Below are 26,239 nucleotides of genomic sequence, written 5' to 3'. Positions count from 1 at the left end.
AAAAGCAAAAAAGCCCAGCTATGCAATGCGGACGGGTATATGGCAGCTTTATAAAGGGAAAAGATGGAAGGGCAGTCTCTTAAAACGGCGTTCTTTTATGCTTACTCCGAAAGTCGGCGATAACCCGCTTTATCTCCTCAAAGAATTCTTGCTCAATTGAGCATGTCTCACACTGATATTTATTCGGGCAGGGAGAAAGTGAGAGTTTACCCAGGTTCATACGCCGCAGTTTTGGTGTTTCTTCGTCAGGGACCATCTCAATGCACCCTGTAGGGCATATATACGTGCATGAACCACAGCCGATACAGACATCCGAGGCCACCCTAAAAGGGGTCGCCACTTCGCGTTCCGTACCCCGATTGGCCAGGCCTATGGCCCCGACCCCCACGACTTCTTCACAAAAACGGACGCAGAGTCCGCACAGGATGCACTCTTTCCCCTCTTTTTTTCGGAAACGGTTGAAGTCAATCCCCATCTGCACAGCCATGGTCCGTAGCAACGGCACATCAGGACATCTCGCCAGTAAGAGTTCCACGATTACCCTTCTGATTTTTCTGACCCTGAGTGTATCGGTAAAGACCTCCATCCCCCCTTCTGCCGGAAAGTTGCAGGACGTTACCAACCTGGACTGCCTATTCTGAATAACCTCCACCATACAGAGGCGACACGACCCATACGCCTTGAGGGCCTCGTGGTAACAGAGAGTGGGAATAAAAATACCGGCTTTCCTGGCCGCATCAATAATCGGAGCGCCGCGGTCGATCTGTACCCTTTGGCCGTCAATTATTATGGCTACCTTCACTCTTTTTCTCCTACGGCTATTTGACTCTGATTGCTTCCCGCTTGCATATACTGTAACAGATACCGCACTTAATACACCGCTCACGGTCGATCACATGGGGCTTCTTTTTTTCGCCGGAAATGGCTCCCTGCGGACATCTGAGCTGACAGAGGGTGCAACCGTTACAACGCTCCTCGTCAACAACATATTCAAAGAGGTTTTTGCATACCCCGGCCAGGCACTTTTTATCAAATATATGGGCCTCATATTCATCCCGGAAGTACCGAATAGTGCTGAGCACAGGATTGGAAGCAGTCCCGCCCAAGGCACACAGAGAGGCCGGCGTCATAACACCGGCAAGATCGCTTAATAATTCAATATCACCTCTCTGTCCCCGGCCCTCGCAGATATTTTTCAATATCTCATGCATCTGTTTCAGGCCTTCCCGGCATGGGACACATTTGCCGCACGATTCGAACATCAAGAAGTTTATGAAGTACCTGGCGACATCCACCATGCAGGATGTCTCATCCATCACGATCATGCCGCCTGAACCCATAATGGCCCCAACATCCCTGAGACTGTCATAATCAACAGACATGCCTATCTTACTGATAGGGATACACCCTCCGGACGGCCCTCCGGTCTGAACCGCTTTGAAACGCCTGCCTTTTCTGATCCCGCCTCCAATATCAAAAATAATTTCGCGGAGAGTAGTCCCCATCTCCACTTCGACCAACCCCGTATTCCTGACCTTACCCACCAGCGAGAATATCTTTGTCCCCTTGCTTCCGGCCGTTCCCATATCAGAATACCAGGACGCGCCGTTTAAAATTATCTTGGGGATATTGGCAAAGGTCTCCACGTTATTCAGGACTGTAGGTTTGCCCCATAATCCTTCGATGGCCGGGTAAGGCGGTCTGGGCCGCGGGGCGCCGCTCCTGCCCTCGATGGAAATCATGAGGGCGGTTTCTTCTCCGCATACAAACGCCCCGGCACCCCTGCTTATCTTAAGCGTGAAATCAAAATCACTGCCCAGAATATCCCGGCCCAGAAGGCCATATTCTTCCGCCTGTTTTATAGCACGGGACAAGTGCATAATAGCTATCGGATATTCACCCCGCACATATATAATGCCTTCACGCGCCCCGATGGCAAAACCGCCGATGATCATCCCCTCGATAATACTATGCGGGTCGCCCTCCATAAGACTTCGATCCATGTACGCGCCGGGATCACCCTCGTCACCATTGGCTATAATATACTTCGTGTCACCGGGCGCAGAACTGCAAATTCTCCATTTTATACCGGTTGGGAAACCGCCTCCGCCCCTTCCCCGGATACCGGAAGCGACAACGGTTTCCACTATCTCTGCCGGAGTCATAGCGGTCAGGCTTTTTGCCAGAGCGTCATATCCCCCAACCGCTATATAGTCTTCTATATTCGTCGGATCGATCCGGCCGCTGTTATGAGAAACGACCTTCTTCTGTTTTTTATAAAAAGGGATGTCTTTTTGAGACACAACCACTTCTTTAGTCTCCGGGTGCCTCCATAATAATCGATCTATGACCTTATCCTTTAAGGCGGTTTCGGAAACAATATCCGTAACATCTTTAGCGCTCACCCGGCAGTAGAAGCTATTAGCCGGCTCAACGACCACAATAGGACCCATTTCACAAAAGCCATGACATCCGGTCTTTTTGATTTCTACCTTGTCTTGAAGTCCTTTTTCTTTTATTTCGTTTTTAAAGGCGTCAATAACCTCCCCGGACCGTCTGGCCTGACAGCCGGTGGTGCAGCAAACCCCAATTACAACCCTGTTTGGATCTTTCTTTGCAAGAATCGATCGGCGCAATTCTTCCAGGTCTGATATAGCTCTAATCCTGTTCATGGGGTAACCTTTTTGACTCCGGATAATATTTCGAAAGAATTTTCTCGATTTTGCCGGGATGCACGCCGTCGTAATAATCCTTGTCTACCACAGTAACCGGCGCCAGGGCACAGGCGCCAAGACAGTTAACCGTCTCCAACGAGAAATTACGGTCATCTGTCGTTTCCCCTGCTTCCACATTGAGTAGCCTCTTTACTTGTTCCAAATTCCGCGCCGCGCCGCCAAGATGACAGGCGGTGCCGCAACATACTCTGATAATGTGACGTCCTCTCGGCACCAGACTGAAACACTTGTAGAAAGTGGCAATGTCGAAAATCCTTGTCAGCTTGAGTTCCAGCTTCCCGGATATGTAGCGAAGCATTTCCTGCGGCAGGTAATTCTCGATCTCCTGTAAATCCTGCATGATGCCGATTATTTCCGAGTGACGGTAGCCGTGCTTTTCCAATATAGAGTCAACTTTTTTGAGGTCCATTGTTTAACCTGCTTTCGCCGTATACTTTCGCCAGCAGGGCATGATATGCGTCCCCCGCATGCCTTCTTTCACCTTCATAAACATGGTACGACGGCATAGATCCTGTAAACAGGCCTTAACCGGCTCCAACCGTTTCAGGAAGTCATCGTCAACGCGCCCCTCGGCCAGCGCCATTTTTTGCAGCTCGGTGGCTATACGTGCGAACTTTATCCCTTGCGGACAAACGAAATAGCAGGAGTTGCACAGGCAGCAAAACCAGATAAGGTCAGATGAAAGAACCTCATCTCTCATACCCAGAACGATCATGTGTATGATGCGCCGTGGGTCGAAATCCTCTATGACCTCCCGAACCGGGCATACCCCCGTACATGACCCGCAGGAATAGCAGGGCTTTATCTCCTCCAGGCCTATCTTCCCGGCGATTTCGTATTTGAACTTAGGATCCGCTTGAGTTAACAGAACTGTTTCCATACGGTACTCCGCTCCAGATATTCCTCCTGCCCAGCGTGTCGATACAGTACTTGACCCGTTCCGGCGAAAGATTCAGCAATTCCGCCAGCTCTGCGATGTCGTTCTTGTCTTTCTGAAGGAACAGGAGAGTCTCAAAAATGTCCATTTCATCAACGAGCGTTGCTCTCAGTTTATCTTCAGAGGGAAAATCGGCGTTGCTTTCCTTCATCTCTTTGGCCTGTTTCGCAAAAGCCGCCCGCAGCTTCATGCCCTCCGCAGCCAGCCTGGCAGCCTCCAGCTTACGGAGCAGAAGCCGGCGATCAACGCCCTCACTTTGCCCTACCGGGCCAAGGGCTCGGATTCGATGGGAGAAGTCGGTTACCACCTGGACAAAACGCGGGCCTTCGGCAGCAGAGACCCATTCCAGACTCACCCTTCCCTTGTCCACTCCAACCTGATCCAGGATGGTGTGGATTAATTTGATCTTTTTTATGGCTTCGAAATTACCGGACCGGTAATGACATTCACCAAGGTGTCACCCGCCCATGAAAATCCCGTCCGCCCCTTTGACAAAACCGTCCAGAATAAAGGCGGGATCTATCCTGCCGGTACACATGACCCGTATAGTCCGAATGTAGGACGGATACTGAAACCGGGCCACACCCGCGGCATCCGCCGCCGCATAGCAACACCAGTGACATAAAAATCCAAGTATTTTAGGTTCATTCACCATACTCTCGTTCCTCAAGTCGAATATCTCACCGCAGAGAAGACTTTTATTGAAAAACTAAAATAACACGTTAGGTGTTTGAAACAGTCCTGCACTCAGAAAAGGCTATTAATCTGGAACTCACGAACCCATGAAAGAACAGAGCAACCATAAGCCGCACTGCTGAAAATCAATTTCTCAATAATACTTTCCTGATCTCCTGAGTTCCTGATTCAAACGTCTTCCTGAATTCTTTGCGTCCTTTGCGCCTTTGCGGTGAATGCCCAATTCATCTCTCAATCCTTATGAACCATCTGCCCCAAAAGCCGCAATCTGAGCGCTGATCTGGTCGTGCGTAAACCGGCCCATGCTGATGGCCCTGGCCGGGCAGTACGAAGCGCAAATTCCGCACCCCTTGCATGCAGCAATGATTGTTTCCGCTTTCTTTACCTTTCCCACTTTCGTCATCCGGATAGCGCCATAAGGGCAGAAATATTCGCACACGCCGCACCCAATGCATTTCTCCTGGTCGCAGGATGACACGATGGGTTCAGCTTTTACGTAGCCCCTGGCCAGCATGATCGCCGCCCGAGACGCCGCCGCTTTGGCCTGAGCCACGGCTTCATCAACCGGTTTGGGAAACTGGGCCATGCCACAGATATAGACTCCGTCTACATAGGAATCGACCGGCCTGAGCTGCACGTGGGACTCCAGGAAAAAACCGTCCGCCGAACGTGGCACGGATATGGCCTTTTCCAGAGTCTTGTCCTCTCGCGGCACGATGGCCGTGCTTAAAACCAGCAAACTGCCTTCAATAACGATTTTCTTTTTGATGAGCGGATCGGTAACGGTGACACGCAACCTCCCATCTACCCCGGCGACCACGGGTTTGTCGTCCTTCTCGTACCGGACAAAGACAACCCCTTGTTCTCTTGCCTGTTTGTAGTAGTCCTCGTGGAATCCGTAGGTCCTCATATCCCGGTACAGGATGTATACGTTCGTTTCCGGACTGATCTCTTTGATCTTGATCGCATTCTTAATGGCCATGCTGCAGCAGATGCTGCTGCAATATGGATGCTTCTCGTCGCGGGAACCCACGCATTGTATCATTACCACTGTGTCTTCTTTAGCCGGGATAAATTGACCGGAGGCCAGCCTTTCTTCCAGTTCATGCTGGAGCACCACCCGTTCAGACCGGCCGTACAGATATTCATCCGGCCTGTAGGCCATGGCGCCGGTAGCCATAATGATGATCCCGTGCCGCAGGTTCTCTTTCTTTTTACCTGAAAATCCCCCTGTATCCCCCTTTTCCAAAGGGGGAGTGAGAGGTTTTCCCTTTTCTAAAGGGGGAATTGATTGGTCCCCGTCTTCTTCCAAGGGGGTGCTTAACATATCCCCCCCTTTAGTAAAGGGGGGTGAGGGGGGATTAGTTTCATTGTCCTTTGTGTCGCCATGCGACATGTGTGTTTCATTGTGGTTTTGCCTTATAGTAAGCACTGTCTCGAAATTCCCCACGAATCCTTTGACAGTCTCGACCTCGGCCTCCAGCAGTACGTGGATAAGCCTGTGGTTTTCTACCTTGCGGATGATCTCTTCAAGATAACGCTGCGGGTCTTCCCCTTCCAGGGTGTAATGGATATTATGGAGATTGCCGCCCAGCCTGGCCGTTTTCTCAACCAGATAACATTCAAAGCCCTGCCCGGCCAATGACAACGCCGCCGTCATACCGGCCAGTCCGCCGCCGATAATCAACCCCTTCGGGATTACGTCTGTAACCGGCTCAGAGAGCGGTTTAATCAGCCTGGCTTTGGCCACAGCCATACGAATCAGGTCTTTGGCCTTTTCTGTGGCCGCCTCCTTTTCGTGCGCATGCACCCAGGAGCACTGATCCCGGATATTGACCATTTCCAAAAGACACCGGTTTAACCCCGCTTCTCTTATGGTCTCTTGAAATAGCGGTTCATGCGTCCGCGGAGTACAAGCGGCAATAACCACCCGGTTGAGCTTTTCCTTATCAATAGTTTCCTTGATCAGGGCCTGTGTATCCTGAGAACATGAATAGAGATTATCCTTGCTGAAAATTACATCGGGAAGGGTAGCCGCATACTTTTTGACCTCCCCTACGTCCACTACGCCGCCGATATTCTTCCCGCAGTGACAAACAAAGACCCCGATCCGTAACCCTTCTTGATCTACCGGGCGTTCCTCGGGAAAGGCCTTCTCCGCTATGCAGGTGCGGCGGACCGCGGTCAGGAGTTCGGCCGCACAGGCAGCCGTACCGCTGGCCTGCATAACGCTATCCGGAAGCGCCATCGGCCCGCGAAATCCACCGGCAACGTATATGCCGTCCCTCTGCGTAACAAGGGGCGAAAACAGACCGGTTTTGCAAAATCCGTATGAATTAAGCCCGATACCCGTGGCCTTGGCCAGAGAGAAATTCCCATCGGGCGCTTCCAGACCCATTGGTAATACAACCAGATTGAACGTATCCTGCCGTAACGTGCCGTCTTCTATAACATATTTTATGGCGAGGTCTTCTGTTTCGGGATCACGTTTGATCCCGGAGACCCTGGAGCGGACAAATTTTATCCCGCATTCCTTCGCCCGTTCATAAAAGGCCTCCAGCCCCTTGCCGTACATCCGCATATCCATAAAGAATATCGTAATATCCAGATCCGGCTCATGCTCTAAGGCCACTATGGCATCTTTAACCGCATATTTGCAGCACACTGACGAACAATAGCTTTTACCGGAGGCATTATCCCGGGAACCGGCACATTGTATGAAAGCGATCTTTCGGGGCTTTTGTAAATCAGAAGGCCGGAGAATCCTGCCTACGTAAGGGCCGGAAGCGCTGGATATCCTTTCAAATTCCAGACCGGTAACAACATTAGGGGAGTCCTGGTAATGATACGTCTTTAATTTTGCCGGGTTGACCTGCTTAAAGCCGGTAGCTAAGATAACAGAGCCAACCTGATAGGTAGAGACCTCTGACCTCTGATTAAAATCGATTGCCCCGGCCTGACAGGCCCGGGTGCACTGTTTACACTCCCGTCTGTTCAAAAACAGGCAATAATCAGGATTAACCGCATAGGCGGAAGGCACGGCCTGCGTATAAAGAATATCAATGGCTTTTTTCTGGGATAGATTCTGGTTATGAGGATCCGGGATGGTAACCGGGCAGTACTGCGCACAGACCCCACAAGCCGTACACTTGGTTTCATCCACATAACGTGGCTGTCGCCGTACCTTGACCCGAAAGTTTCCGGCAGTACCCGATACTTCCTGGACCTCGGCGTTGGTAATGATTTTTATATTTGGAGACCGACCGGCCTCCACGAGCTTGGGCGCCAGTATTCAGAGGGCGCAGTCATTGGTCGGAAAGGTCTTATCCAGACCGGCCATGATACCACCTATGGCCGATGACCTTTCGATCAGATAGACATAAAAACCGCCATCCGCCAGATCCATAGCCGCCTGGATCCCGGCAATTCCACCTCCGACTACCATTACCGATCCGATGAGTCGATTATCGTTAATTTGAATCTCCATGGGGACCATCTTTTTTATATTTGCGTCTAGTCCTCTACCAGTTCCAGGGCACCGGTGTTGCACCAGCGCACACAGGAAGGACTGGGCGGTATGCCACAAAAATCACATTTCAAAGGGATACCGGTCTCAGCCTCCACGAAATACGGTTTTTCCGGACAGGAGGCCCGGCAGAAGGCGCACATGTCATAAGTCTGCTCACCAATGACGATGTAGTGTTTTGAAGTGCAGGCCGCATCCACAAACGGCCCGGCGATCACCGGGTAGTAGCGATTGCCGTCCCTCATCACCCTTATACGGGCCCGTCTAGGATTTACCGTATTTGCCACATGGTTGAGTGAGCAGGCCGTCTCACAATGCCTGCACCCGGTGCATTTGGTATGATCGATCTTTATTCTTGGCACTCTCACACCTCCAAGTTCAATGCCTGTAACGTCTCAGGCCGTGGCTCACCCTGTTCATTCCAGCCCCTGAGATGATAATATTCAGGGATCATCTCCTCTATCCTGCTGACTTGCCCCTCGGCCGGCCCATCAGGAACCGGTTCCTTGATAAACCGCTCCGGAAGTGTATCATGCGTCCGGTCAAATCCCGCTTTCAGGTTAAACATCCTCTCCAGGTTCCAGATCCTTTCACCGATAAACAAAAGGTCATCTGCCTTATAATTCGTTCCCAGGCAACTGTTCACCATGGGTACGTAGTTATTGAATTTGAGTCCCATCAGAGGCCAATTGCACAGCCCCAGAGAGTCCATGACAGCGGTGGTATTCTGATACTCCTTCACAAGCAAAGGCTTTCCGCCAATTTCCCATGGATCAAGAATTTGATGTACATTAAGGAGTTCGTCAATGAACGTGTAGGCGAACAGATGATGCGGCCCATAGTTACATGTCGCAAAATGAAGTCCCATGCCCTGAATGGCGCGCGGGTCAAAAGGAGACAGAGAATGACCCTTTACGCCCATAAAGACCTCCGGCCTTCCGAACTCTTTGGCCAGGGCCCGCCCGCCCTGACCCAGACGTCTGGCATATCCTTTTTTAGTGGCCATCAGGTGTAGCGCCTCCACCATGGCCTCCCCGTTGCCGAACCGAAGGTCAATTTTTAGCTCCTCAGGGGTGACCACTTTTTTCTCCACTAATTCCATGATAGTGGCGAGAGTCCCTCCGGCAGCTACGGGGTCCAATCCCATTTCCCCGCACATCATACTCGCCATACCGATCGTAGTCAGGTCGGTAATCCCGCAATTCACCCCCAGAGAACCGATGGCCAGATAGGTCGGGGCCATCCCCTTCCCTTCGTAGGCAGAGTATTTAACATCCGCCTTTTTGATGCAGGCGATAGGGCACGCAAAGCAGCCGCGACTCCTCAAGGCAAAGGCGCTGTTCAGGGCATCAGTAGCGATATTTCTTAACGGAAGCGGGGCACGGCGAAAATTATTCTGTGGCAGGATTCCTTTCTGATAACATAACCCCACCAGAAAAGCAGTTCCCGTTTGCGACATGGACTGGGTAAGAGGGGCGCTGTTGAGCTTATTAATCAGGGTGGTGACCACCTGCATGAATCGATTCCCATCCGCCACCTGGAGGGAGTGCCGACCTCTGACGGCAATGGCCTTAAGGTTCTTTGAACCCATAACCGCGCCGATGCCCGCGCCCCCTACCGGGAGGAACCGGTCATTAATCAGGTTGGCCAGGGGCAAAAGTTTCTCGCCTGCCGGACCAATGGAAACCAGATAGGTTTCCCGTGCGCTCCACGGATCACCCAGGTTATTCTTAAACAGTTCCTCGGTTTCCACCGTGGTACGGCCCCAGTATTCCAGGGCCGGGATAAGCCTCACCTTGTCATCCATAATCGAGATAATAACCGGCATCTCGGCCTTGCCTTCTACGATTAGCAGGTCAAAGCCGGCAAATTTCAGCTCGGCGCCAAAATGTCCGCGCATCTTTGCACAGGCCAGTCCGCCGGTTAATGCGGACTTGGTTATTACATTGCACGAGGCCCCGGTTATAGCCCCTGTGCCCACCAGGGGACCCGAAGAAAAGACGAGTTTGTTTTCAGGGGAAAGCGGATCTACCTGAGGGGAAACTTCGTCTGTAAAAATCCTGGCGCCCAGGCCCCGCCCCCCTATAAACCTTTCGAGCAGCCCGGGATCGATCTCCTCAATATTATGTCTTCCTTCGGTCAGGTTTATCCTCAGACAACGCCCGATCCATCCGTTCATTTCTCGTTCTCCCTGTTTCCTACAGCTAAATCAATTAGGACGTCCGCCTGAGGCGGACGTTCCTCTGCGTCCGAGATGGAAATCCCTATGCGGCTCCTTTAAGCCACTCTACGGTCTTGTCTTTCAGGGCCTTGTCGTATCCGAAGGTGACACATACGGTGCGGCAACAGCCGCAGCCGATGCATTTGTCGGTATCCACATAGATGGAACCCTGCTGGTCTATTATGGCCCCCACTGCGCATACCGGCAGTGCAAAACAGGACTTGCAGTTGTGTTTGCATATCACATTTAACATAGCTTGCTTCCTCCCTTACTAATGTTTAAGATTAACGGCTTCTTAAAAAGTCCATTTGCTGCGTTGTCCGCCTCCGGCGGATCACTGCGGCGTAGCTATGGAAATAGTTCACCGTTCACTGTTTACCGTTCACCGTAAGTGCATGGTTTGTTGACGGACAACGGATAATAGGATTTGCGCGCCTTGCAACTGAAACTTTTTACTGTGCCGTCCAAACTTTTACTTTCTACGAGTTCATCAAGATTAGCCTAATATCTTATCTATTTCTGCTGCATCGGACTCCATAACATAGGAAATTCCGGAGACTTCCGCCGCATCCCTGGTCAAGGCCACCAGATCATTACGATCAATGTATTTGAGGGCAAATTTTCTGGACCCGGCCATAAGTTGCTGGAGGCCCTGTTTCAGCCGGTCAATATAAGAATACATACCTATGGCCCCGCCCGGAAGTTTGGTAAAGTCTTTGCCAAAGCGTTCTTTAAGTTGCGCCCCTACGCCAAAGAGGCGCAGGTATCCTTGCTCTACATCTTCACCTTCCAACTCCATTTTTTGCGCCATTAACTTTCCATGGGTCTTGCCCACCATGGCCGCGGTGAGAATGGCCCGTCCCAGGCAAATGGCCTTGACATAGGGAGCGCCCAGCGCCAGGGCCTTAAAGATATGGTCTTCCAGAGAGAGACCGCCCGCTATGGCAATGGGCGGGATATAGGCTCCCCTGGCCGCCAGCCGCTGACACATCTGATAGGTCAGGCATTCTAACTGCACGGTGGGTATGCCCCACTCATTCATCATACGCCAGGGACTCATGCCGGTTCCGCCGCCGGCTCCGTCTATGGTAAGGAGATCAATCTTGGCATTTGAAGAGAACTTAATGGCCCGCGCCAGATCTGCCGGGCGATAGGCCCCGGTCTTAAGAGTCACATGCTTTGCGCCGACAGACCGCAGGTGTTCGACCGATTTGTAAAAGGCCTCCTCATCTACCATGCCGAGGCGGGAATGCCGTTCAAATTCTGTTATACCACCGGCCTTAAAGGCGGCCTGGACGGCGGGATTGGTTGGATCCGGGAGCACGATATAACCCCGCTCCTTCAACTGCAAGGCCCTCTCGATCGAATGCAACTTGACTTCGCCGCCGATGTCTTTGGCGCCCTGGCCCCACTTTAATTCAAATATCTCGATGCCTAACTGCCCAATCACATATTCCGGCACACCCAACTTGGTGTCTTCCACATTGGCCTGAATAATAATACCGCCGGTCCCGTCGTACCATTGACGGAAGGCGTTAATGCGACGTTCCATCTCCGGCGACCTGGATATTTTCCCATTCTTGAATTCCGCCTGAGAATCCATGCCACAAATATTTTCACCCGCAACTACCAGCACACCCGAGATGGCTGCACCCACAGCCACATCTTCCCAGTTAATACGGGCGATATCCGTGGACCCAACTGCACCGGTAAACACCGGAAAATTCAGCTTGATGTTGCCGCCCGCACCCACAGCCGTAGTCGTATCCACGGCCGGGAACGTGGCCTTATCGGAATCGGCCTCAATTCCCACGGCGCCCACAGCCGTACCCTGGATATTAAAATGGGAGAAATCTACCGGGTAGTCCTTTTCCGAACCAGAGGTGATGACTCCAAAAGGCGCAGGATATATCACCTCTCTCCCCTTAAGGGCTGACCGGCCGATTTCGCACGGCCCTTCACAGCCGTCCACACAGGTCACGCAAATTCCTGACCCGGGGGCGGGTGTCACCCTGGTTGTAGTCAGGGTAGCGGCGCTTCGATTTGGTTTGCTAAATGACATAATTCTTTTCCCTCCTGCGTAATGTTTTTTCTGATAGTTATACTGAATAAATTAATAGTCAAAACAGTTATACTTAACAATCCGGGCAAAAAAAAACCGCACTACCACTTAGGGTAGGCGGACATCATCGTCATCTGCGACCAGCACGCCGTTGTGTTGGTCACAACCAGATAACTTGCTATTATAAAAGCCGGGTTTTGTCAATAGCTAAGTTATTTGTACTAATTTTCTCTAACGCCTCTGTTGATAGAACATCTTCAGGAGAAATCTTGACTCATAGACAGATCAAGAGTATGAAATTTATTATCTTAACTGAAAGAAGGGGTATTGCCAATGCGCAAAAAGGCGTCTGTTAGTTCTGGAGTAAGTCACTTGGACCGACTGCTCGGCGGTCTCTTCATCGGTGATAACGTGGTCTGGTATGATCATTCCGGCAGCCTGGCATCGGTCTTTTGTCTTAATTTTCTCCAGGCATCACTATCCAATCATAAGCCGGTAATTTATGTCACCTTTGACCGCTCCCCCAGGAACCTCCTTGATAAACTGGGTCCCCTGGCGGACAGCCCGAATCTTACTATCCTTGACGCCTTCACCTGCGGTAAGGGAGCATCCACCTCCGTCTTCATGAAATTCTACGAAGAACCTGATCCTGAACGCCTCTGCCATATCAGGAGGGTGGAAAAGCCGGGAGACATGGACTATGTAATAGAAGCCCTCTATGGGCTCCATGAGGCTTTAAGCGGAGATGTCCGTCTCGTATTTGAAAGTATCACGGGCATGCAAAAACTCTGGGGAGGGGAAGAGGCCGTACAGAAGTTTTATTCTCATTCCTGCCCCCGCCTCTATGAATTGAATACTATAGCCTACTGGATAATGGAAAAATTGGCTCACTCGCCCCAACTCAGGGCCCAGATCAATCAGATTGCCCAGGTGGCCATCGACCTTTCTATAAAAAGAGGCACCACAACCCTGACCATTCTAAAGGCCGAAGGTCGCAGCACAGCGGATATGCATGAACCTTACCGCTACTGGACAAAAGGTCTCGCCATCACATTTGACAGGCAAAAACAAGGGGCCAATGGGATCAACCTGGGCTCTCGCGTCAAAGAACTCCGGATGAAACAGGGCTTATCTCAGGCTGAGCTTGCAAAACTAGTGGGAGTTACTCCCAGCACTATCTCCCAGGTAGAGACCGACATTATTTATCCCTCACTGCCGGCCCTTCTGAAGATGGCCGAGGTCCTTTCAGTTGATGTCGGTTCACTATTACAACCGTCTTCAAAATCAGAAAAACAGATCATCTTTCCGGCTGCTGAGGCTGTAGAAGCAGGGTTTGAGGATATCCCTACCGGATCGATCCAGGGTAAGCTTTTAACACCGCCGGATTTTCAGGGCAACATGGAACCCTATATCATTGAAATAGAGCCCCACCAAGAGCTGCCTGCCCATTTTTTCCTTCATAAAGGCGAGGAGATAGGCTATGTCCTTTCAGGCAAATTAAAAATGGTTATCAGTAATGCTACTTACACTATCCGCGCCGGAGACGTGATCTATCTGACCGCAGAGATGCCGAGTCAATGGGAAAATCCAGGGCCTAATGTGGCCAGGTTGTTGTGGATTAAAGCAAAATAGGACTGAATATCCAGCTATTGGAATAAGTCGTTCCGGATAGCCTCAAGCAGGTCATTTGCCTTGAGGTCATCGATCTTAAAATACCGTGCCCCCATCTGGGCTGAAAGTTGACAGGCCAGGCCAAATGAGATCATACCGGCCTTCTCCACATCGATTACCACACTCCGGATACGGGAATCATCTCGTATCACATTGGCTATCTCCATAGACTCCATAACTGGTTTTCCTCCATACAGGCCTATATTCGCCTTGCCGTCGGAGATCAAAATAAACATAGGATAGATATTGGGGTCCTTATGGAAATAACTCTCAATGACCTCATATCCCAGGGTTATTCCATGTGACAAAGGGGTCTTCCCGCCGGTCGGCAGCTCTTCCAGGAGCTTATAGGTGAGTTCGATACTGTTGGTTGGGGGCAGGAGCACCTCCGCCCGGTCTCCCCTAAAGGCTACCATAGCCACCCGATCTCTCTTCTGATAGGCATCTATAAGGAGGGAGCGGATGGCCCCTTTGGTTGCGATCATGCGTTTGCCCGCACCCATAGAGCCGCTGGCATCCACCACAAAAACGATAAAATTGCCGATCTTCTTCTCTCTTCTCCTTCCCCTGATGTCACTCTTTTCAATGGCAATGGCTATATCTTCCCTTTTCCTTTCCCTCTGATAAGGGGCGGCCGCCCGGATCGTGGCGTCAAGGGCAAAGTCCGCGTCTCTGTGGCTCAATGTGCTTCTGACATAGCGACCCGCTTTCGTGGATGTCTCGGTCCGGCTCCTACGCCCCGAACCCTTACGTACTACCCGGTCCTTCTCCGCCTGTATAGGCTTGACCCGGAAGGGCGTGCCTGTGGAAAAAACCGTTTCCAAAGAAGAGCGCCCTGCCCCCTGGTCTTCCTGCTCCCCTTCCCCTTGCCCTCTGGATGAACGTCCTTCCTGCTCTTTATCCCCCCGGCCTTCCTTTTGACTTTCTGCCTTGTTGTCCCTTGACTCAGCGCGGGTTTGATCTTTATCTGCGGAAGATTCGTCCGGCTCTTCTCTCTCCTTTTCCTCGTGGCGGGGCTGAGGAGGCATCCTCATCCGATGAAGGAGCACAAATCCTGCCGCTCTTTTGATATCATCTTCAGTAACTTCTTTTCTCCCATCGAAAGCGGCAACGGCTATGGCTGTTTTTCTCATGATGATATCCGCACGTTGCCCGGCCACATAAGCCTCCAGTGCCAGTGTAGAACAGAGACGGAGCATCTCTTCCGGGATACGGACAGAGGGAATAACTTTTCTGGCCCCAATTACCCTTTGCTCCAGCGCATGCTGGGCATTCTGATAGCGCTTAATAAATTCATCCGGGTCTTTTTCAAAATCCTCCCGGCGCTTGATCACTTCTACCCTTTCGCCCGGACTCTCTATACCTTCCACCTGGACACACAACCCAAACCGATCCAGAAGCTGGGGCCGTAGTTCTCCTTCCTCCGGATTCATGGTTCCGATCAGGATAAATTCGGCCGGATGTGTATAAGCGATCCCTTCCCGTTCGACAATATTGATCCCCATAGCCGCAGCATCGAGAATAATATCCACGATATGATCGTGCAGGAGGTTGACCTCGTCAATATAAAGAATACCCCGGTGGGCCCCGGCAAGCAGTCCGGGTTCAAATCGCTTTTTCCCCTCCTTTATCGCATACTCGAGGTCAATCATTCCCACCACCCGGTCCTCTGTGCACCCCAAGGGAAGATCGATCACACTGATCTTTCTGCTGATAACAGGCAGGGTATCTCCTTGCTTTACCCTTGCCTTACAGTCAGCACACAAACCTTGATAGTCATGAGGAGCGCAATTGAAAAGACATCCCGGAACCACCTCGATCTCAGGCAAAAGGGCGGCCAGGGCCCGAACCGCTGTTGACTTGGCGGTTCCCTTCTCTCCCCGAATGAGCGCTCCGCCGATGGAAGGTAAGACGGCATTGAGCAACAACGCCATCTTCAGGTCGTCTTGACCCACAACAGCGGAAAAGGGATAAACGTTTTCTTTAGTCCAATTCATGCATGCGCCTAATATTTCTCATTTGTGGGTGTGCTTATGGCTATGGACATGCGCATGAGCATGTACATTCTCAAAGTCACCACGAATAATTTCTTCTATTTTTCCCGCCTCTACACCGGCCTTTTGAAAGGGTTTTCTCCGCATCCTGTGTTGCAGCGCCATTTCCGCGACCGTTTGGATATCTTCTTTAGAGACCTTTTCCCGTCCATGAAAAGCGGCAAACGTCTTTGCCGCCTTCATTATGGTAATATCTGCCCGGTGCCCATCCACGTGCATTTCAATCGCGACGCGGGCGATCAGATGCAGCATGTCATCGGACACAATTACCCGGTCCAAAAGCTCCTTCGCCCGGACAATGGCCTCCTGGAGTTTATTTTCTTCCTCTTGCCAGGCCTTCCGGAACTGCACGGGGTCTTCTTCATACGCGGCTCTTCTTTTAACAACCTCTACCCTCAGATCCGGATCAATGATCCCCTCCACGTTCACACAGAGTCCGAAACGATCCAGAAGCTGGGGGCGCAGTTCTCCTTCTTCCGGATTCATAGTCCCCACCAGAATAAATTGAGCGGGATGAGAATAGGAAACACCCTCCCTCTCCATGATGTTCACACCCATCGCCGCCGAATCCAGAAGCACATCCACGATATGGTCATCAAGGAGATTGACCTCGTCCACGTAGAGAATACCCCGGTTCGCTTCGGCCAGGATACCGGACTCAAACCTCTTTTCTCCTTTTTTTATCGCCTGTTCTATGTCCAGCGTACCCACCACCCTGTCTTCTGTGGAACTCACCGGCAGATCAACCACGCGAATCTTTCTCCTCCCAACCGGCAGGCTTTCTCCCTGTTCAAGACGGGCCGCACACTCCTGACACATCTTTTCTTTTACATGCGGCTCACAACCAAATTTACAGTCCGCGACCACCTCTATCTCCGGGAGAAGATTGGCCAGCGCACGAACGGCCGTTGATTTGGCAGTCCCTTTTTCTCCGCGGATGAGCACCCCTCCCAGCCTGGGATTAACAGCATTCAAAATCAAGGCGCTCTTCATCTTCTCCTGGCCTACTATGGCGGTGAAGGGATATGTCACTCTTTTTGTTTTCATCCGATCTTTCTATTCTCCTTTCAATGCTTCATCTCATCTGGGGTTTCCTGGGTTTTAAGCGAACCATTTGTCTCCGAGCGAAACTTGCTGTAGAAGGGGGGAACCCATCGAGGGCGCGCAGGAAGGGGAAAGCCAGCCCTTTAGAGGCCGGAAGGGGCAAGCATTCCCCACCTGCAAGCCCCGAAAGGGTCGCTGCGGAAGCCGTGAAGCGAAGGGACAAAGAAGTTCGCTGAAGAAACGCAAGATTATCAGATTATCCATGAAGTCTCCAAAGAACCTGGACGCACTCATAACTCATTACTTATTCCCTGTCACCGATCTTACTTTGTCCTTAATTCCCTGCATCATCTCCCCCCAATTCTCTACGTCATCAGGGGTCAAGACGTCTATGGAACCGCCCTGGAAATCTCCTTCCACCCCTTCCATTCTTTCTTCTATCCATCCCTCTATGGCCAGGTATGCATCCTTTAATTCATTTAAGACCTCCGGGTCCGCCGCCCATAGACCCCTTTTCTCCGCTTCCAGCAGCCTTCTGGCCATCTCTTCCAGCGCCCAGGGATTGTGCTCCTCAAAGAATTCCCGGTTCTCTTCGTCTAGAATAAAGGTCCTGGCGATGTCATCAAATATCCAGTCATCAACCTCCTGGGTGGTGGCCTCCCAGCCATAGACCCGGCCGACCCGTTTGGATATATCCCCGGCGCCTTTGTACCCGTGGCGCTTCATGCCTTCAATCCACTTCGGGTTGAGCAGTTTGGTCCGCACCACCCTCCTTACCTCGTCTGCCAGGTCCTTCACCTCCACATGTTCCGGCTCCCGGGTATCTCCATAATAGGTCTTTACCTCCTTACCGGAGATGTTCCGCGCCGCAGCCGTTATCCCGCCGTGGTTGCCGAAATAACAACAGCAGCCAAAAAGGTCGTACTCATCCGTTACCACCTTATTAAAGGTGACATCCACCGTCTTCAGGCTATGAATCAACTGTTCATGAGATTCCTGACCATAAATGCCTTTGCCGTAGGCATAGCCGTTCCAGTAAATAAAGACATCGGCCAGGTCTTTCTCTTCCTTCCAGGCCGAGGCATAAACCGCCAGGTTGACCCCGGGCATATAGGTGCCGGGTTTGGAGGCAAACACCCTTAACGTAGCCTTCCGCCAGGCATCCTTATTCGCCGGCGATTCTCCCTGAGAAGCCATCTGTTCCAGGACATGCTTCCTCACGAAATTCATCTCAACCGATTCATCCAATGCAGCCACGGCCTGGACGGCCTCGTCCACGAGTTCAATGCAATTCGGAAAATTATCCCTGGTTATACCGGAGACGCGGATGGTTACATCTATCCTCGGCCTGCCCAGCTCTTCTAGAGGGATAATCTCGAACCCCCTCACCCGGCCATTCGAGAGCCAGCAAGGCTTAACTCCCAACAGGCGCATAATTTGGGCCATCCCTTCTCCATCAGACCACATAATATCAGCACACATCCAGTGTATGGCCACATTTTCCGGGATCCTTCCCTCTTCGCGCCGGTATTTCTCAATGAGAGCATGGGCCAGCCTTTCACCCACCTGACAGGCAGCCTTGGTTGGAATCCGCTGCGGGTCAAGGGAGTAGAAATTTCGGCCGGTCGGGAGTACATCGGCCCGGCCCCTGGTAATCAGACCGGAAGGACCGGCCGGGATATAGCCGGCTTCAAGTCCGTGCAAGAGGGCCTCTATTTCTTTGGAGTCCTCTATCCGGGAATCAAGCTCCAGGATTTGCCTTCTCACTAAATCAAGCCCTTCTAAGTGGCTCTCATCCCTCATCCTCTCACCAAGAATTTCTTCCAGCGCTCTCCCTAATTCTCCACTATTATTATTTAAAACTTTCTTGATAAGTTCCCGGCTCAGGATGTCGATCTCTTCCAAAAGCTCTCCGTGGCTCTTAAGGTAATGGGCGTCTATGGCTCCCTGATCGCTGAGGAGATCCTTTAGATCCAGTCCCATTAATCTACAGATCATCTTGCGAAGCGATACCTCTTCTCCGGCATCGTAACGCAGGACGGAGTTGATAAAGTCAATCCGCTTATCCCCTTCCGGAAGCTCCCCAAAGATATGCATTCCATCCTGAATCTGTGTATTTCTGATCCGGCTTAAGGCGTCATGCGCAGCTTTGGCCGCTGTTTCGAAAGGCAGATCATCGGTAAGTTTAATTTCCTTATCCAGATTGATCTTCTTCATCAGGTCCAAAATCAAATGTTCCAGGACATGGGCCCGTCCCTTATCGGTAATCCGGGCCTGCTCGTATTCTCCCAGATAGCGCCCGAGTTCCTCAAGCTCCTCATAGAGTCCACCCTGGGTCATCACGGTCTGCATATGGTCCACCAAAGTGGCATAACTCCGCCTCTTGGCAATGATCCCTTCAGGTGAATTATCTGCGTTGTAGATATAGAGATGCGGGAGTTCATGAATCGATATATCCGGCAGACAGGCATCAGAAAGCCCCACGCCTTTGCCCGGAAGAAACTCTACATTCCCATGTGTACCTACATGTACAATGACATCCGCACCAAAGACCTGTTCCAGGTAGCGGTACGTGGCCAGATACTGGTGCGGCGGCGGAACGTCCGGGTCATGGAGTATCTTGCATACCCTCCCGTCGCATTTAGACCCGGCACATCCCCTCTTGGGTTGCACGCAGACCACGGCATTCCCATAATCTACGCCGGTTATAACTATCTTATTTTCATATACCATCGCCGCCGGAATCCCGTGCCTCTCCTCCCCCGGAGGCTCTCCCCAGACATCCACTATCCGTTTTTTCGTCCTTTCCGGGAAAGTCACCCACCACTTCAGATATTCATCCAGCGAGACCATAGCCAGGGCTCCGCCCCTTTTTACTATCTCATCTATTGCCGTCCAACGAAACTCTGAGATGGCCTTCCTGTCCATGATGGTCTCGATGAGTTCCTTACCGCTCGTAGGCACATCTAATTGATACCCCTTCTCTTGCATGGCCTTCATGATCCGGGCCACGCTTTCCAGTGTATCCAGATGGGCGCCGCAGCCCACCGTGGCCTCTACTGACGCGCATGGGTTATTATGGAGTATGAAGGCTACCTTTCTCCGGGAGATCGGCTTCTGTCTTAATTCGATCCACTTTTTCACACGTGTAGCCAGGCGGCCGCACCTCTCCCGGATAGCCGCCCGCTGTTCCACAGTCACTCCGGTTTCTTCATCGCCGGATCGCTTCGCCGCCCCAATGATGACAGGCTCTATAACTCCCTCAAACTCCGGTAGCGCCACTGACCAGCTGATATCCGTGCTCAATCCCTGCGCATCTTTTTCCCATTCCTCTATATTCTTGGAATAGGCCGTAATCGGCTGAAACACCGGGACATCCAGCGTCTTGAGCATCTCCACACCAGAAGATGTATCCCCGGCATTGGACAGGTCTTCTCCCCGGACCTTATCCAGCAAGAAAGGCTGTAGCTTGACTAGGGCCTGCACCCTTAAGGTCCCCCCTCCGGTCAGGAAAACCTCCCTGACCACCTCTCCGCTTCCCTTAGCGCCCAGGTTCTCATCCTTAACACTGTACGAAAACGCGGGGATCACATTTAAATCCTGTTTTTCCAACGCCTCGATCAAGGCGTTCTCGACTTCCAGATTGTCATTTACCCAGTAAAAACGGGAAAACAGTATGCCTACGCCCGGTTTATCCTTTGGTTTGTACCAGGCGAGATAATCCTCAACGGTCCTGAAATATCTTCCGGCTCGAGGGTGATAAAGCCCTTCCCAGGGGACCTCCTGAGGTGGTTCATACCGTATGTCCATTCCTCCCGCTTCTTTGGCGAGATAACAGAGCATATTTACAAAATTCTCTTCCCCTCCGATGGTGACGTAACTGTAGCAGGTGCTCACCACCTCGGGTCTGACCGTAGAGAGGTACCAGAATGACGGATCATAGCTGATGCAGACAATGGGGACTTTTTGACCTATCTCTTTTAATTGCTCTTCGACAGTATCCCAGAAGCCTTCCGAAGATCGATAGAGCAAGATGACATCGGCGTCCCGAAGCCCTCTCAGGGTCTCTTCTAATTTGGAAGGGTCGTTTTCCAGGGCCTTGGAGGAAAATGCCTTGAGGTCCAGAAAATCTAATTTCCTGGCCGAACGCACCAGCATCGGGATATGGCTGTTCCACATTATGGCTCGAATTTTCATAACATGCCTCGAGGGAAATTAGTAACACAAAAATTAATATGGTGTTACTTAACAAGTCGGTGGGTAATTGTCAATGACCATCCATGCTAATACTTGGAGAAAGATTTGACGCAATGGCGTCTTGACAAATTGTATATTTCTGAGATATACAAAATATATGAGTATAATAGATCAACCGGTCAAATGTGTCGGATTTGAATGGGACCGGGACAACCTCCTGAAGAACTGGGAAAAACACGGTGTGTCGGCTGTAGAATGTGAGCAGATTTTTTTCAATCGGCCTTTGATTACGGCCCAGGATGAAAAACATTCGAAAGGAGAAAACCGATTTTACGCCTTGGGGCATACGGACGCCCAAAGGTATTTATTTGTAGTTTTTACGATCAGGAGCAATCGTATTCGGGTCATCTCGGCCAGGGATATGAATAAGAAAGAGAGGAGGGAGTACGAATCATTATGAAAAAGAAAATTCCGAAATTTGCATCGGAAGATGAAGAGCGTAAATTTTGGGCCACTGCGGATTCAACTGAATACATCGATTGGAAAAAGGCCGAAAGGGCAGTTTTACCCAATCTCAAACCTTCACTCAAAACAATCTCGCTGCGTCTCCCGGAATTCATGATAGAAGAACTTAAACTTTTGGCAAACAAACGTGACATTCCTTATCAATCCTTGCTTAAAATGTTTTTAAGCGAACGTATAGAGCAAGAATTGAAATCGGAAACATGACGGAACAGACTGAAAAGAAGTAGAGATTGCAAGATGTACAGCTTTAAAGAAATTGCTGCCACAGGTCGCCCCGTGGCGCAGGGCGATACATAAAACGCCGCGCATTTTCTGCACGAACGTGCGCATCTATCTCACTGGATAATAAGCGATGTTTTTCAACGATGTCCCGGCCTCCTACGGCCAGTAAGTATTATATACTGTACCAACCTCAATCTATCAAATACATATTAAGTGTGCCGTCTTCATGTTTTTCTTCATAAAACGAACCCAAACACCCCCTCTCGTATTGGAGGGTCTCCTTGCTGATATTCGCTAGTAATCTACCGGATTGATCGTATATGCGACAATACAATAGCAAATCCCCATTCTTGAATATCTCAGCTTTCAGCAAAAGCTCATTCGAATCATGTACATATAGTTCTGAATAAAGCTTTTTCTCGATAGGCATTAGTATCCCTCTTTCGTTCTCATGAAAGTATGATACGGTAATCCTACAGCCTAGCACCTTAACTTCGAACTTATCAGGATTAACTTCTACTGCACGGTGGCCTTCTCGATTATATAAACTAGCAGAAACTATAAAATACTTATTATTATAATTCTGGACCTCCAGCAAGTTTTTGTCGTTATTCGTAATTATAAGGTGATGGCTGAGTTCTGTTCCAATGATTATTGATGCCTTCTTATGATTTGGGCTTCTTACGGACAAACTTTTCGATCTGTCTTTTTTCCAATATTCTTCAATAAAACTAACGCATTCCTCTGGATAGAATATATTGATATTAAATCTCTGTTTCAAGATGTCTCTTTTGTCATGAAAATGCCGATCATACGTTAAAAAAAATCTCTATCATTCATATAATGAGTATTTAAGTGAGCTGCGTCCCTTATTTTTCTTTCATCTATATTTTTGTTTTCAGAGCCAAGCTTGCCAAATAATATAGATGAAATCTCCTCACGAATTGACGGACGAACAAACAATCCACCGAGATGCTTTGTATATTTAGAATGGCCTACCAAATTTACTCCGTAATCCTCCTTGAATTCCTTTGATTTTGCCAGAAAAACAGCTTGCCTTTTGATATTTGTAATTTTCTGAAATTCAATTTCCATTGTATCGGTTTTTACCAAATGAATAAGCCCTAAATTATTCCAATATTCAAGGGTGTTCATAGCCTCAATTCGCTGTTTAGTGTTTATCAAATTGGTATCAAATGAAATTAGGAATATTCTCATTTTTCAGATACCTAAACAACTACAAATTGAAAGGGACGAATCCGAGGGGATACGTGAACTTTCGTTGTTTCTCACCATGCTTTTTGTTTATCCCCTCACAATAACATTGTTGAAAAATGACACCTACTACCACGATACTTTTTAACGCCCTTTCGATATATAAAGAATAAATCACGTTCCGCAGCAACCAAAACACTGGTGTCGAGTATTACGCCCATGGTTTTTCCGTTGGCATTGCAGGCTGGCTTTTTAGTATTTCCTCAAGATCTGCTTCAAATGACTTTGCTTCTTCGCCGAGGAGAGGTAGGGCTTCCAGGAGTTCTGGAAGTTCACCTAAAGTCCGTTCAACTTTGAACTCCCCAACGGGACCAACAGCCGCTATTGGTTTTCCACCCTTTAGTATTGTATAATGGCTGCCTCTGTATCTAATGTTGTTTAATAAGTCGGAAAACTTACGTACCGCCTCGGTTGCTGTTATCTTTTTCCCCATCGCCATATCCTTTAGTAAAATAAGATTATATTTTACATAGTTAACTCATATAATCAACTTGTTAAAACTGTGCCTATCGTCACAAAGGCACAAAGCGCCTCAAATTGTTCTCTATGATAGCGCACTGCTTAGAGAATACACGCAATCTTAGGGAAAAATTTGGGAACCTTTCTCTTGTATTCCAGATATTCATCGCCGAAGCGCCTCTGTAATTCTTTTTCTTCAAACGGGATGATGATCACGTGAACCGTAAAGAAATCCAGGACGGCTATCAAACCCACGATCAAGATGCCTGTAATCAGGAAGGCCCCGAGGAAAATCATGCTGTGCGTCAGATACGTAGGATGCCGCACTACGGCGAAGGGCCCCTTTTTCACCAGGTGCATCTTCACCTTGTCTGAAAACTCCGGGATGCCAACGAGTCCGAACCTCAGGTATATGCCGGTCAGGATATGGAGGGCCAGTCCGGAGATAAAGAAGGCCCAGCCCGGATAAGTCAGGAACGCCGGAGGCGTAATTTGGTAAAAAAGGAGGCGTTCCTTTATGGAATAAAGGCTGTAGGCCAGGGGCAGCCAGAAGATGATCGGAAAGACGAGAGTCGCCATGCCCAGCCTTTTGAAAAGACCGGTCATGAGGTGGACCGGAATCCAGAAGAGCGGAATCACCGGCCAAAATATGATAACCGATAAGGCTATAAGGTTTTTCAAATCCATAAATCATTATACCAATTTTTCACAAAAAATCTTTGCCTACCGATACTATTACAACGGCATTTAAATACATAACCTTGCCAAATCCCCCCTCACCCCCCCTTTTCTAAAGGGGGGGTGAGGGGGGATTCAGGCTCTTTAATTGCCGGAGTAATAATCAAAACAGAGATGAAAATGAAACTGCCAGATAGTCATATAAGCGCTGTCCTCGTTATTATCATAATTTTGCTGGGTCATGCAGGCCCGGTAGCGGGCACCACTTACAAATACGTCGATGAAAATGGCGTTATCTGTTTCACGGATAACCCCGCCACTATTCCCAAGGCATTGCAGGACAGGGTAGAGACAAAAGATTTTTCTGCTCCCAAGCCAGACAACGCATCAAGAAGGAGCCAACCCAATGACCCTATCGTATTTACTCCCCCATCTTCCTCCCGGAGTAAGGACTTAATTCATTACCGATACGATGACCGGTTGGACCTGACTGCCAACCTCCTCGGCTACGATATGGAGGTCTATCCTCAATTGTTCGGAGAGAAAATCGACAAGGCTCAAATAATCAGCCGGCTGGAGGCCATCGCCCGTGATATCAGAAAGGATATGAAGAAATGGAGCAGAAACGACGCCAAGACACTGATCGGCTGCATGCTGGACAGAATAACGTATTCAGGTTTTAGTTACCAGAGTGGAAAGCTCGAAGAAAAGATAGTATCTCTTCCATATATACTGGAGAATAAAAGGACAAACTGTTTTGGCTTCAGCCTCCTCTGCCTCGCCCTGGGAGAGCGATTAGGGCTGCCGCTTTACGCGGTCGGCATCCCCTGTCCTAACGTCGGCGAGTTCCACATGTTCGTCCGCTACGACGATGGCCGGGAATGTTTTAACTTGGAGGCTACCAATAGATGGCGGGGCCTGAGATATGGAGATAGCAAGTACGTGCAGAAGTGGGGAGCATGGAAAAGTCCCTATTTCTTTAGAAATCTAAGCAAGCAGGAACTAGTCGGTGACTATCTGTACTACCTCTATTATCTCTCTGAACATCATAAAAGGTGGGAGCTGGCCGATGAATGCGCCCAAAAGGGCCGGGAGCTGGCGCCGGAATCCTGGTGGACCAATTACATGATGGCCCGCGCCGCTCTCCGTCAGGGAAATACCCGGCAGGCTAAAAGGTGCGCGCAGAAGATGCTCGAAGTCGGGTACATGGCGCCTCCGGAATTGCTAGAGCAGCTTGATATCGAGTATCCAAATAACCGCTGGGTTAAATAACCTCATTTGTAACACTTTGGGTTTTTTAAAGGTATGCCTAAGCAAGGCGTTATAAGGGCCAAAATCCCCCTCAATCCCCCTTTTCCAAAGGGGGAAGTGTTTTCTCCTCCCTTTGAAAAAGGGAGGTTGGGAGGGATTTAAGAATACTCTTTCAAACAGCTAAACTGATAAACTCATTTAATCAAACGCCGATGCATTCTGGAGATAGATAAAGGGGAAAAAGGACAAAAGGTGAGAAGCTATCCGAAGTCCCTTGGGTTAAACTCGAATCTTGTGAAATATATTAGGATATGTTATTAGACAATGGCTCGCATCCGGCGGGTGAGCCATTGGAATTGATGCCCCGGACATTTGGATAGCAAAGCGAGGAAAAAACGTGAAGATCAGCCGCGAGGATGTCCAGCATGTGGCCAAGCTGGCCAGGCTTTCTTTTTCCAATGAAGATCTCGAGCTATTTACAAATCAACTGAACCAGATATTGACTTACATGGATAAGTTAAACGAACTGGACACGGCAGATGTCGAGCCCACACACCACGCCCTGGCCATCACCAATGCCTTCCGGGAAGACGCGATCCGGCCGTCTGTTCCTAACGAAAAAAGTCTGGCCAACGCCCCGGCAAAGGCAGACGGATCATTCACTGTGCCCCGTGTCATCTGAGGTC

General features: G+C 50.0%; 23 protein-coding genes. 5 read left to right on the top strand and 18 right to left on the bottom strand.

Features of this window, described 5'->3' with window-relative positions; translation table 11 throughout:
- Window positions 1–79: 79 nt before the first annotated feature.
- From PHT49_08375 to PHT49_08325, 11 genes are all read right to left on the bottom strand, one after another.
- On the bottom strand, window positions 80–802 hold the full coding sequence (locus tag PHT49_08375; GenBank protein MDD5451891.1) for a 2Fe-2S iron-sulfur cluster-binding protein: 723 nt from the start codon (window positions 800–802) through the stop codon (window positions 80–82).
- Between the two features lie 16 nt (window positions 803–818).
- Complete coding sequence (locus PHT49_08370) at window positions 819–2,672, bottom strand: NADH-ubiquinone oxidoreductase-F iron-sulfur binding region domain-containing protein (GenBank protein ID MDD5451890.1); 1,854 nt, start codon at window positions 2,670–2,672, stop codon at window positions 819–821.
- Window positions 2,659–3,144: an NAD(P)H-dependent oxidoreductase subunit E gene (locus tag PHT49_08365; GenBank protein MDD5451889.1), complete on the bottom strand. Its 486-nt coding sequence runs from the start codon at window positions 3,142–3,144 to the stop codon at window positions 2,659–2,661. Before PHT49_08365 ends, PHT49_08370 begins: the two co-directional genes overlap by 14 nt.
- Before the next feature lie 3 nt (window positions 3,145–3,147).
- A complete protein-coding gene (locus PHT49_08360) occupies window positions 3,148–3,615 on the bottom strand; it encodes a 4Fe-4S dicluster domain-containing protein (protein ID MDD5451888.1) in 468 nt (155 codons plus the stop codon).
- Window positions 3,581–4,327 carry a hydrogenase iron-sulfur subunit gene (locus PHT49_08355; GenBank protein MDD5451887.1) on the bottom strand — a complete coding sequence of 249 codons (747 nt, stop codon included), beginning with the start codon at window positions 4,325–4,327 and terminating at the stop codon, window positions 3,581–3,583. The genes PHT49_08360 and PHT49_08355 overlap by 35 nt, the downstream gene beginning before the upstream one ends.
- Before the next feature lie 279 nt (window positions 4,328–4,606).
- On the bottom strand, window positions 4,607–7,642 hold the full coding sequence (locus PHT49_08350; GenBank protein ID MDD5451886.1) for an FAD-dependent oxidoreductase: 3,036 nt from the start codon (window positions 7,640–7,642) through the stop codon (window positions 4,607–4,609).
- 18 nt (window positions 7,643–7,660) lie between these two features.
- Window positions 7,661–7,855 (bottom strand): FAD-dependent oxidoreductase, encoded by a 195-nt coding sequence (locus PHT49_08345; GenBank protein MDD5451885.1) that lies wholly within the window; start codon window positions 7,853–7,855, stop codon window positions 7,661–7,663.
- 26 nt (window positions 7,856–7,881) lie between these two features.
- Window positions 7,882–8,256, bottom strand: coding sequence for a hypothetical protein (locus PHT49_08340; protein ID MDD5451884.1), 375 nt, complete (start codon window positions 8,254–8,256; stop codon window positions 7,882–7,884).
- A gap of 2 nt (window positions 8,257–8,258) precedes the next feature.
- A complete protein-coding gene (locus PHT49_08335; protein MDD5451883.1) occupies window positions 8,259–10,073 on the bottom strand; it encodes an aldehyde ferredoxin oxidoreductase family protein in 1,815 nt (604 codons plus the stop codon).
- Between the two features lie 85 nt (window positions 10,074–10,158).
- Window positions 10,159–10,368, bottom strand: a complete 210-nt coding sequence (locus PHT49_08330; protein ID MDD5451882.1) for a hypothetical protein — start codon at window positions 10,366–10,368, stop codon at window positions 10,159–10,161.
- Window positions 10,369–10,611: 243 nt separating this feature from the next.
- Complete coding sequence (locus PHT49_08325) at window positions 10,612–12,177, bottom strand: FMN-binding glutamate synthase family protein (protein ID MDD5451881.1); 1,566 nt, start codon at window positions 12,175–12,177, stop codon at window positions 10,612–10,614.
- Between the two features lie 372 nt (window positions 12,178–12,549).
- Here PHT49_08325 and PHT49_08320 point away from each other — a divergent pair, with 372 nt between their 5' ends.
- Complete coding sequence (locus PHT49_08320; GenBank protein ID MDD5451880.1) at window positions 12,550–13,809, top strand: helix-turn-helix domain-containing protein; 1,260 nt, start codon at window positions 12,550–12,552, stop codon at window positions 13,807–13,809.
- A 14-nt stretch (window positions 13,810–13,823) separates the two neighbouring features.
- Here the strand turns inward: PHT49_08320 and PHT49_08315 are convergent, their stop codons facing one another.
- The 3 genes from PHT49_08315 to cobN all read right to left on the bottom strand — a co-directional run bounded on the left by PHT49_08315 (window position 13,824) and on the right by cobN (window position 21,143).
- Window positions 13,824–15,845, bottom strand: coding sequence for a putative cobaltochelatase (locus PHT49_08315; protein MDD5451879.1), 2,022 nt, complete (start codon window positions 15,843–15,845; stop codon window positions 13,824–13,826).
- 18 nt (window positions 15,846–15,863) lie between these two features.
- Window positions 15,864–16,949 (bottom strand): ATP-binding protein, encoded by a 1,086-nt coding sequence (locus tag PHT49_08310; GenBank protein MDD5451878.1) that lies wholly within the window; start codon window positions 16,947–16,949, stop codon window positions 15,864–15,866.
- Between the two features lie 297 nt (window positions 16,950–17,246).
- Window positions 17,247–21,143 carry a cobaltochelatase subunit CobN gene (cobN, locus tag PHT49_08305; protein ID MDD5451877.1) on the bottom strand — a complete coding sequence of 1,299 codons (3,897 nt, stop codon included), beginning with the start codon at window positions 21,141–21,143 and terminating at the stop codon, window positions 17,247–17,249.
- A gap of 157 nt (window positions 21,144–21,300) precedes the next feature.
- Here cobN and PHT49_08300 point away from each other — a divergent pair, with 157 nt between their 5' ends.
- Complete coding sequence (locus tag PHT49_08300) at window positions 21,301–21,603, top strand: BrnT family toxin (GenBank protein ID MDD5451876.1); 303 nt, start codon at window positions 21,301–21,303, stop codon at window positions 21,601–21,603.
- Window positions 21,600–21,872 carry a BrnA antitoxin family protein gene (locus PHT49_08295; GenBank protein MDD5451875.1) on the top strand — a complete coding sequence of 91 codons (273 nt, stop codon included), beginning with the start codon at window positions 21,600–21,602 and terminating at the stop codon, window positions 21,870–21,872. The genes PHT49_08300 and PHT49_08295 overlap by 4 nt, the downstream gene beginning before the upstream one ends.
- A gap of 208 nt (window positions 21,873–22,080) precedes the next feature.
- On the opposite strand, the gene PHT49_08290 is transcribed toward PHT49_08295, so the two are convergent.
- The 4 genes from PHT49_08290 to PHT49_08275 form a co-directional block, all read right to left on the bottom strand.
- Complete coding sequence (locus tag PHT49_08290; GenBank protein ID MDD5451874.1) at window positions 22,081–22,671, bottom strand: hypothetical protein; 591 nt, start codon at window positions 22,669–22,671, stop codon at window positions 22,081–22,083.
- Window positions 22,672–22,706: 35 nt separating this feature from the next.
- Complete coding sequence (locus PHT49_08285; protein MDD5451873.1) at window positions 22,707–23,045, bottom strand: hypothetical protein; 339 nt, start codon at window positions 23,043–23,045, stop codon at window positions 22,707–22,709.
- 271 nt (window positions 23,046–23,316) lie between these two features.
- Window positions 23,317–23,598 (bottom strand): hypothetical protein, encoded by a 282-nt coding sequence (locus tag PHT49_08280; protein ID MDD5451872.1) that lies wholly within the window; start codon window positions 23,596–23,598, stop codon window positions 23,317–23,319.
- Between the two features lie 128 nt (window positions 23,599–23,726).
- Window positions 23,727–24,230, bottom strand: coding sequence for an isoprenylcysteine carboxylmethyltransferase family protein (locus PHT49_08275; protein MDD5451871.1), 504 nt, complete (start codon window positions 24,228–24,230; stop codon window positions 23,727–23,729).
- Between the two features lie 252 nt (window positions 24,231–24,482).
- Between PHT49_08275 and PHT49_08270 the strand changes: the two genes are divergently transcribed.
- The gene (locus tag PHT49_08270; protein ID MDD5451870.1) at window positions 24,483–25,574 is read left to right on the top strand and encodes a DUF4124 domain-containing protein; all 1,092 of its coding nucleotides are present in this window, start codon (window positions 24,483–24,485) and stop codon (window positions 25,572–25,574) included.
- A gap of 376 nt (window positions 25,575–25,950) precedes the next feature.
- On the top strand, window positions 25,951–26,235 hold the full coding sequence (gatC, locus tag PHT49_08265) for an Asp-tRNA(Asn)/Glu-tRNA(Gln) amidotransferase subunit GatC (GenBank protein MDD5451869.1): 285 nt from the start codon (window positions 25,951–25,953) through the stop codon (window positions 26,233–26,235).
- The last annotated feature ends 4 nt before the right edge of the window (window positions 26,236–26,239 follow it).

This window comes from Desulfovibrionales bacterium (genome assembly GCA_028715605.1).
Classification (GTDB): domain Bacteria; phylum Desulfobacterota; class QYQD01; order QYQD01; family QYQD01; genus QYQD01.
Note: the sequence above shows the minus strand (reverse complement) of the source record. Positions and strands in the feature narration are given on the sequence as shown.

Bases quoted from the DNA above. Each gene is read 5' to 3' on its own strand.
- PHT49_08370 (MDD5451890.1), bottom strand. From the start codon at position 2,672: ATGAACAGGATTAGAGCTATATCAGACCTGGAAGAATTGCGCCGATCG.
- PHT49_08365 (MDD5451889.1), bottom strand. From the start codon at position 3,144: ATGGACCTCAAAAAAGTTGACTCTATATTGGAAAAGCACGGCTACCGT.
- PHT49_08360 (MDD5451888.1), bottom strand. From the start codon at position 3,615: ATGGAAACAGTTCTGTTAACTCAAGCGGATCCTAAGTTCAAATACGAA.
- PHT49_08345 (MDD5451885.1), bottom strand. From the start codon at position 7,855: ATGGAGATTCAAATTAACGATAATCGACTCATCGGATCGGTAATGGTA.
- PHT49_08335 (MDD5451883.1), bottom strand. From the start codon at position 10,073: ATGAACGGATGGATCGGGCGTTGTCTGAGGATAAACCTGACCGAAGGA.
- PHT49_08330 (MDD5451882.1), bottom strand. From the start codon at position 10,368: ATGTTAAATGTGATATGCAAACACAACTGCAAGTCCTGTTTTGCACTG.
- PHT49_08325 (MDD5451881.1), bottom strand. From the start codon at position 12,177: ATGTCATTTAGCAAACCAAATCGAAGCGCCGCTACCCTGACTACAACC.
- PHT49_08315 (MDD5451879.1), bottom strand. From the start codon at position 15,845: ATGAATTGGACTAAAGAAAACGTTTATCCCTTTTCCGCTGTTGTGGGT.
- PHT49_08310 (MDD5451878.1), bottom strand. From the start codon at position 16,949: ATGAAAACAAAAAGAGTGACATATCCCTTCACCGCCATAGTAGGCCAG.
- cobN (MDD5451877.1), bottom strand. From the start codon at position 21,143: ATGAAAATTCGAGCCATAATGTGGAACAGCCATATCCCGATGCTGGTG.
- PHT49_08300 (MDD5451876.1), top strand. From the start codon at position 21,301: ATGAGTATAATAGATCAACCGGTCAAATGTGTCGGATTTGAATGGGAC.
- PHT49_08295 (MDD5451875.1), top strand. From the start codon at position 21,600: ATGAAAAAGAAAATTCCGAAATTTGCATCGGAAGATGAAGAGCGTAAA.
- PHT49_08285 (MDD5451873.1), bottom strand. From the start codon at position 23,045: ATGAACACCCTTGAATATTGGAATAATTTAGGGCTTATTCATTTGGTA.
- PHT49_08280 (MDD5451872.1), bottom strand. From the start codon at position 23,598: ATGGGGAAAAAGATAACAGCAACCGAGGCGGTACGTAAGTTTTCCGAC.
- PHT49_08275 (MDD5451871.1), bottom strand. From the start codon at position 24,230: ATGACCGGTCTTTTCAAAAGGCTGGGCATGGCGACTCTCGTCTTTCCG.
- PHT49_08270 (MDD5451870.1), top strand. From the start codon at position 24,483: ATGAAACTGCCAGATAGTCATATAAGCGCTGTCCTCGTTATTATCATA.